Here is a 7348-nt window from a genome sequence, read left to right on the forward strand (position 1 = left end):
GTTTACGTTTGGGGTTAGATTCTAAAAAATCTTTCCGTTACATTATTGATTAGGACGTAAGGTGGGTGATGCCATCTTGTTTCTGGGATTAAGCAAAACACTTGCTGTTTTGCGTTGTTGAGTTGTTGGTTAGGAGACCACAAGAAAGGCGACGCGGCCTGGGGGTTGCGTCGCTTTTCTTATTCCCTTGTCATTGGGGATGCTCCACGGTAAAGTCTAAAATTCCCGATTGATCCTTCGGTAATTCGCCTTGATTTTTTTTTACGCCCTTTATAAAATTTGTAGTTATATTGCACGTTGGTAGATTAGGAGGTTTTATTCGGATGAAAAAGAGATTTCTTGCACTATCGTTTGTATCGGCTCTGCTATTGGGCTGCACTTACGCTGATTCTTACACGGTTAATCAAAAGGAATTGGAAAACGAGGTTGCCCTGACCGACTTGGAGGGGGTCGTTTTTTCGTTTAGCTGCGACAACGGTTCTTCTAAATGCGGCCTTTCCTTTGACAGTTTCGCAACAGATACAATACAGACCTCATCAAGTCCCAATGGGAATCATTACACTGTAAACGAAAGCAGGTTTTCGAAAGCCTCTATCCTTAGCCTTCAGTTGACAGAAGAGGGGAAGGAGCCTAAGCCATTGATTGCCTATTCAAATTCCATAAAGAATTACATTAAGGGCGATGACTTTATTCCGACCATGGGTAATTTGGAACATCCAAACGACAAGATCAGTTTTAGTGGTTACTACTTAGATGACAATTGGGTGGAAAACGATACGACAGTCCTTATAGGAAATGTCATTTACGGCGATTCAAAGAACAGGGCTCGATTCAAGATTACAGATTCAAAGGGTCACTATGTATCCTTGGCTGTTGACATGAACTTGAAACAGATAGTCAGTAGTGAAGCAAATTTCGAAAACAGGGATTATTATAATCGAGAAATTCCGTTTTTCACTTTAAAAGAATATAGGAGGTAATCATGAAGATTAGAATTACTCTCCTGGCCTTGCTCTTGAGCGTTACGATGTCGATGGCAAAATCCTTTGATAATTTTTCCGTGGGAATCATGTCTGGATTGTCATTCAACATGCTTTCCGGATTGCCAAGCGATTTTGATGAAGGCCGTGGTGCAGGCACGTCCTTGATTGCAGCAAGATTTGCAATTCCGATTTCCTCATCATATTCACCAAACGGATACTCATTGACCTTTGTTCCTGAAATCGCTTTCGATGTAAATGAGTATACCGTAAAGTTTAAATATCTTGATCAAGATGCCGAGGAAGAACTGACTCTAGGTTCTCTGCGCTTGGGAATGTTATTCGACGTTTTTTTTGATAACCACATGTTCCTAACTCTTGGACCTGACGTCAAGCTGACTAGCTTTGATGAACGCGTGACAATCGCGGATGAGGAATTTGAACCGAAATCAAATCCGTCCAGTCAAATGTTGGTTGATGGCACCATCGGTTTTGGCTATAAATTTCAAAGATTTGATTTTGGCATACGATACAGTATCGGAATAATGGAAATTTTTAAAAATACGGGTTTTCATGAGCACATTTTCCAAGGATACATCACATACTGGTTTATGCAATAAAAAAAAGACCTCACTTCCGTGAGGCCATCTATCGAGTCGGACCGTGTTGTGCTTCGATACGCCGGCGGTACATTAGAAAATAGGTAGCTATAGTACTCAATAGTACTTTTTTTCTTGCAGTTGAATTTTTTTGTTGCACGTTCGTAAACTTTTTTATAAATTAGGCGTCGGTAAAAGGGGGTGACGTAAGTCACATTTTGGTTTAGGAGGATTAATCTTGCGGTTAGAGCATTTGGCTCGCCCAAGTATACTTTCCTAAAAGTGTGGTGTTTGTATGGATTTGGCATGCCTTGCAGGGACGCCTGTTTGTTGTGTTTAGAGTTTGAAGGTTAGAAAGAGTTGTTGGTTAGGAGACCACAAAGAGCGGCGTAGCTTTCGGGCTGCGTCGTTTTTTTCGCCTTATTCTTACGTTCTGAATTTTATTTTAAATAGAAGTGGCTATATCCAACGATTTCTTTTGAGGTAGAATCGGTGGCGCCTAGGAAATAGACCAAGGTTCTCTTGCGGTCTACATCCTTGCACTTTGGCTGAGGAAAAGGAAACTCCATATCCAGGGAATCCGCAGAATCTCCAGTGAAATGGAATTCGCCATTTTCTTGGCAGGAGCCTGTATTATCCAGAAGCATCCTGTTGGCCTTGGCCTTCTTGACATTGTAATCGAAGTATTCCTCGTGGGCCTTCTTGTAACTTACGAAGGAACCGTTGGCTGTACAGAACATGTTCATGGCCAGCGTAAAGAAAATACCAGACACAGCCATGGTCACTATCAACTCGATCAGTGTGAATCCGTGCTTACTTGCCATGGCTTACCTTGTAGCGACAGTAGAACAAAGTTCTTGTGGTATCAATTTTATTTCTGACGGGTGTGGCCTTGAAGCATTTTTCGTCCCCATCTGCAGTCAACCTGACTAGAATCTCCCAGGCGATACCCTTGCCGTCGCGGTGGGGTATAATCGTGTCGCTTGAAACGTTCTCGGTAAGGAGCGTTACCTTGCCCAGCTCCATGCCGTAGTTCTCGTTGCGGGCTTTCTGCGTCACGGGCCCCTTGTACAAGAAACCAGAAAGCAGAACTCCGGTAGAAACAAGAATTGCGAAACTGATTAAGACTTCCATCAGGGAGAATCCGCGCTTTCCACGGGCGGCCATGCAAATTTTATTCATAACTAGGATCCCCGCCGAAATAGACCATGTCTGGCAACATCACGTGTACCGACGTGTCGCCCTTGATTTGACCGCCGCGAAGGAACCCGCGCCACAGCGTTTCTCCTTCATAAAATGAAAAGTTGGAAATGGTCATATGACCTTTCAGCTTTCCTCTGAAATCAATTGTGCCGTTGACGATGATGGCACCTGTAATGTCCACCTCTTCAGTAATTTCCACCGGAACGCCCCTCAGCGTTTCATCCCAGTTGTCTCCCAGGAAAATAATGGATGCGTCCTTGGCCTTTAATTTCTTGAAGGCCATTTTTCCCGTATAGTCAACGTCGCTAACTTTTCGCCCCTGAAGCACAAAAGTGTTCTTGGCGTTTTGCTCCGTATTGACGTTGATTTCTAAAGAATCCTGTGCGAAAAATACACCGTTCAGGCTGACATTTTCCTTGGCAGAAATAGTTCTTGCTGTAATATCGCCATGCTCTATTTTTGAACGTTCCCTAATAAAGACCCGTTCTGCTTGAATTTTGCAGCCCTTGCAGCGGGAATCTCCCTGCAGTACGACTGTAGCGCAGCTAAGTTCCTCTGGCACCAAGTCTACGCCGTCAAAAACACAGTTCTGCTGAGAAAATTTATCGGCAAAGTTTTTTCTGCTAAGTTCTGGATAGTACTTTAAGATGTCGAAATAGGGGAGGGTGTCACCCACATAAACCGTGTCGTGGAATGCCTCCTTGGTGGCTCTCATCTTGTAATTAGTGCTGTAGGAAACACTGCCCTTTTTTGTGGCTGTTCCGCCCTCAATTCGAGCGTCACCCACTAAGGCGATGGATGACTGTGGGGCGGTTAACACCAGTGCCGGGCGAGCTTTGGGGATAAAGCCGGTGTGTACCGACAGCGTCTTGGAGGAGTCCCTGTTATGAGCTTCCAACCTGGCAAAGGCTCCATCCTGGAAATGCCTAATAAAGAATCCGATAGTTCCGTCCTTGGTGGAGTAAGTCAAGGAGTCCGTTCGCCAGGGCTTGCCTTCTTGGGCCATGCGATAAAAGGAATAATTGGCTGCAGATTCCAGTTCCAGCTCCGCCTGGATGTTTTTGTAACGCCTGAAGGAATCCTGGCGCTCCCGCTTTACCATCTCGTAAAAAGAAAAGGAGAGGTAACCAATCACCAATAGGATTGTAATTGTCAGTGGCAGAGTGTAGCCTTGCTTGCTGCCAAACATAAAATCCTACACAATGGCTTCTGCAGAAACTTCTGCGTCGGTGGTGAGGCCCGAGGCCACCTTTTCTGCACCATCAACCGCCAAAGTCTTCATTCCAAGTTCTATGGCCTTTTGCTTGAGCTCTGCCGTGGTGGCGTTCTTGTGGACCATTTCGCGGAGGGTTTCGGACATAGGCATCATTTCGAAAAGACCTACGCGACCCTTGTAACCGCTACCGCCGCAAGTAAGGCAATTCGGATCTTTGCCGCCGCACTTATGGCAAACCTTGCGCACCAGGCGCTGAGCCATAATGAAGTTCACTGCCGAAGCCACCAGGAAAGGCTCGATCCCCATGTCGATGAGGCGTACAATAGCGGAAGGTGCATCGTTGGTATGCAAGGTGCTGAACACCAAATGGCCGGTAAGAGCCGCACGAATAGCCAGTTCCGCCGTTTCGCTATCGCGGATTTCACCCACCATGATTACATCAGGGTCCTGGCGCAGCAAAGTACGCAATGCCGCGGCAAAAGTCAAGTCGATCTTGGTGTTCACCGCTGTTTGGGTAATGCCATCCAGCTTATATTCAATAGGTTCTTCGATGGTGGAAATATTCAGTTCCGTACTGCGAATCATCTGCAGCAAGGTGTAAAGCGTGGTGGTCTTACCGCTACCCGTAGGGCCTGTAATCAGGAACATGCCGTAAGGCTTGTGGATTTCGTTTTCGCACAGGGCGATCTGTTCCGGAGTCATTCCCAGGGAATCGAGCTTGTGGATAATCTGGCCCTTGTCCAAAAGACGCAATACCATCTTTTGCCCGTAATCCGTGGGGAGGGCGGAAACGCGGATGTCCACGTTCTTGTTACCGTCGTCAAAATGGATACGGCCATCCTGGGGGCGGCGCTTTTCGGCAATATCCATATTGGCCATGATCTTGAGGCGGGAAATCACTTCGGAGATGGAACGCAAAGGCAGCTTACGGGCAACCTTCAGAACGCCATCTTTACGGAAACGCACCAGGAACGATTTTTCACCAGGCTCGAAATGGATATCGGAAACGCCGGTGTGCATGGCCTCGGCAATGATTTCATTCACAAGTCGGATAACGGGGGAGTTTGACTTGTTTGCCGCCTGGCTGGAACCAAAGCTAGGAACGGCACGCTCTGCGAAGGCGCTGATCCACTGGACGATTTTTTCTTCGTCCGCTTGAATCGGCTGGATGAAAACACCTGTACAAACCTGGATGTCGCTGATTAAATCAAAGTCGAACTTGTCGGCCACGGCAACGGAAAGAATGCGGGACTCCTCGTTGAATTCCAGCGGCAGCGCAGAATAACGCAACATCTGCTCCTGCGTCAAGAAACGCAATGCCGTTTGCTGAGGCGGATTTTTAAGCTCGAAGGACATTGGAGTTTGAACGATTGGATTAATCGTTGTCGGCGTCGGCGGTGTCGGTCGGAACAAGGAACAAACTGATGGAACGCAGAATGATGTTCAATGCCGTATCAGGATTGCTGATTACATCCACCGTGTCCTTGGGGAAGTAACCTTCCTTGGTGACGACAATCTGGTTCACATAGCTTTCTTCAGAAGGGAAGATCACGGTGCCGCTGGAGTTTGTCTTGAGATTCTGTGCGGCCTGAACCTCGTTTGTCAATTCCACATTGGCATCCTTGATGGATTCGCCCGAGATTTTATCGGCAACAATCACCGTGTAACGCACAGGAATGCGGTTGTCACTATCTTCATCTTGAAGGCATGCAGACAGCAACGTGGACAAAGAAATAAAAAGAGCTGAAAGAATGAATTTCTTCATAGGAACCCCCGTTCGCGCTCAAATGTAGTAAAAAACATAAAAAATTCATTATGGGAATGGAATTTTTACAAATTTAACGATACAACGAGGTGTTGATAACAAAAACATCATGTCTCAGGGAGACCTCAAAATTTTTTTTCTCCATGGATTCAAAACATTTGTTTTCTGCTATATATCATTTTGCAAATTTATATTTCTTTACGTCTAGGCAATTATGGTTGACTCTAGCTGCTGATACCATATCCTCGCATGAAAAAAAATCATCAAAATCTCGATAACAAACGAATTTGACTACGAACGGGAAATAAATTTCTGGGGAGAATATACTTACATTTGCTGGTAAGCGATTTTCTGGTCTTCTAGGAGCTTCAAGAACGATTGTATTCCTTTTTAAATTTCGATTGTTCCATATTTCCTCATCAACAATGATTGTATCTATAACAAATTCCTTTGTTAAACAACCTGTACTAGAAAATCTTTTTAAAGATCTCTCGTTCAAATTAATTTGCAGCATTATAGAATCTAAGGAATTCCAAACACGATAAATATATCTGACATCTCGCCGGCAATTTCCTTGCGGGCCTCGGGCGTCAGAGTTTTTTTTCGATGACCTCGCGGAGAATTTCGTTGTCCAGTGCCAGATTTGCGTACATTTTCTTGAGTTTGGCGTTTTCTTCTTCTAGTTCCTTGAGTCTCTTTAACTGGCTGATTTCAAGGCCACCGTACTTTCTTTTCCACTGATAAAGAGTGGCCCTGGAAATGCTTAGCCTTCTGCAGATTTCATCGGCAGAGACACCCGCTTCAAGTTCGTTAACGCTTTGAATGCCTTTGGCATTCGCCGCTACACTCGGTTATAAGATTATGCAAGCATAATCTTGCAACTCTCGTTTTGTAGGCTTTTGATGATTTCCGATTCGGAGTGAGTCAGTTTTTTCATGGCTGTTCCTTCGCTACCAAAGGTAGCATTTTGATGCAGGCTGAATCGCCTTTTGTCTAGTTATGAACAGTCCTAACTACGGGGAAGCTTACACAAACACTTCAAGGATTCCAGGCTTGAGTCGTCAAATTCAAACACCGAAATCACAGGGACGCCAGTGCCATTTCGCTTCGCCGTGAGCTCAGCCCAACGTTCAGCCTGTTCGAAGCTGGATGTCAAATAAAAGCTTGTTCCAAAATCAAGTTTTCTATCGGAAACCAGAACTTTAGGCTCTTGCACTACAACATTGCTTCCATGATAAAGCTTCATAGCAAGAAGATAATTATTACTTCAATAATTGTCCAGCGACAAAAAATTATTACAGATCCATTTTTCATCAACGTCTTCGCATCTTACGATAATCTAAGTCTTGTAAAAGAACATTCAACGACCATAACAGAAAATATTAAAGTGATTAAATTTGAGGCATCATCAACATGTGTGGAAGCATTTAGGCAGCCTTGCTAGATGATTCTCTCGATTCCGATTCCCATTCGTAGGCTATCTTTACATCTACATAGGAACAGCTCAACATTATCAGCGACAGCATGTTGTTCATGTTCCTGAAGCCATAGGCAGTCCGTATCAGTAGCTTTATCTTGTTGTTCG

General features: G+C 44.9%; 9 protein-coding genes. 2 read left to right on the forward strand and 7 right to left on the reverse strand.

From position 1 onward, the window contains the following. Window positions 1–323 precede the first annotated feature (323 nt). Entirely contained in the window at window positions 324–980 is a 657-nt protein-coding gene (locus MMG03_RS07225) for a hypothetical protein (RefSeq protein WP_249505976.1), read from the forward strand. A 2-nt stretch (window positions 981–982) separates the two neighbouring features. After that, entirely contained in the window at window positions 983–1600 is a 618-nt protein-coding gene (locus MMG03_RS07230; protein WP_249505977.1) for an outer membrane beta-barrel protein, read from the forward strand. A 419-nt stretch (window positions 1601–2019) separates the two neighbouring features. Here MMG03_RS07230 and MMG03_RS07235 read toward each other — a convergent pair whose 3' ends face one another. The 7 genes from MMG03_RS07235 to MMG03_RS07265 all read right to left on the reverse strand — a co-directional run bounded on the left by MMG03_RS07235 (window position 2020) and on the right by MMG03_RS07265 (window position 7009). Then, window positions 2020–2403, reverse strand: coding sequence for a Tfp pilus assembly protein FimT/FimU (locus tag MMG03_RS07235; protein WP_073238909.1), 384 nt, complete (start codon window positions 2401–2403; stop codon window positions 2020–2022). Next, entirely contained in the window at window positions 2393–2761 is a 369-nt protein-coding gene (locus MMG03_RS07240; RefSeq protein WP_139260291.1) for a type II secretion system protein, read from the reverse strand. The genes MMG03_RS07235 and MMG03_RS07240 overlap by 11 nt, the downstream gene beginning before the upstream one ends. Then, window positions 2754–3971 carry a hypothetical protein gene (locus MMG03_RS07245; protein ID WP_073238903.1) on the reverse strand — a complete coding sequence of 406 codons (1218 nt, stop codon included), beginning with the start codon at window positions 3969–3971 and terminating at the stop codon, window positions 2754–2756. The genes MMG03_RS07240 and MMG03_RS07245 overlap by 8 nt, the downstream gene beginning before the upstream one ends. A gap of 6 nt (window positions 3972–3977) precedes the next feature. Beyond that, complete coding sequence (locus MMG03_RS07250) at window positions 3978–5354, reverse strand: GspE/PulE family protein (protein WP_249505978.1); 1377 nt, start codon at window positions 5352–5354, stop codon at window positions 3978–3980. 19 nt (window positions 5355–5373) lie between these two features. After that, complete coding sequence (locus MMG03_RS07255) at window positions 5374–5763, reverse strand: hypothetical protein (RefSeq protein ID WP_249505979.1); 390 nt, start codon at window positions 5761–5763, stop codon at window positions 5374–5376. Between the two features lie 590 nt (window positions 5764–6353). Further along, window positions 6354–6587: a transposase gene (locus tag MMG03_RS07260; RefSeq protein WP_406600062.1), complete on the reverse strand. Its 234-nt coding sequence runs from the start codon at window positions 6585–6587 to the stop codon at window positions 6354–6356. Window positions 6588–6772: 185 nt separating this feature from the next. After that, window positions 6773–7009, reverse strand: coding sequence for a DUF3990 domain-containing protein (locus tag MMG03_RS07265; RefSeq protein ID WP_249505980.1), 237 nt, complete (start codon window positions 7007–7009; stop codon window positions 6773–6775). Window positions 7010–7348 lie beyond the last annotated feature (339 nt).

This window comes from Fibrobacter sp. HC4 (genome assembly GCF_023373925.1).
Lineage (GTDB): Bacteria > Fibrobacterota > Fibrobacteria > Fibrobacterales > Fibrobacteraceae > Fibrobacter.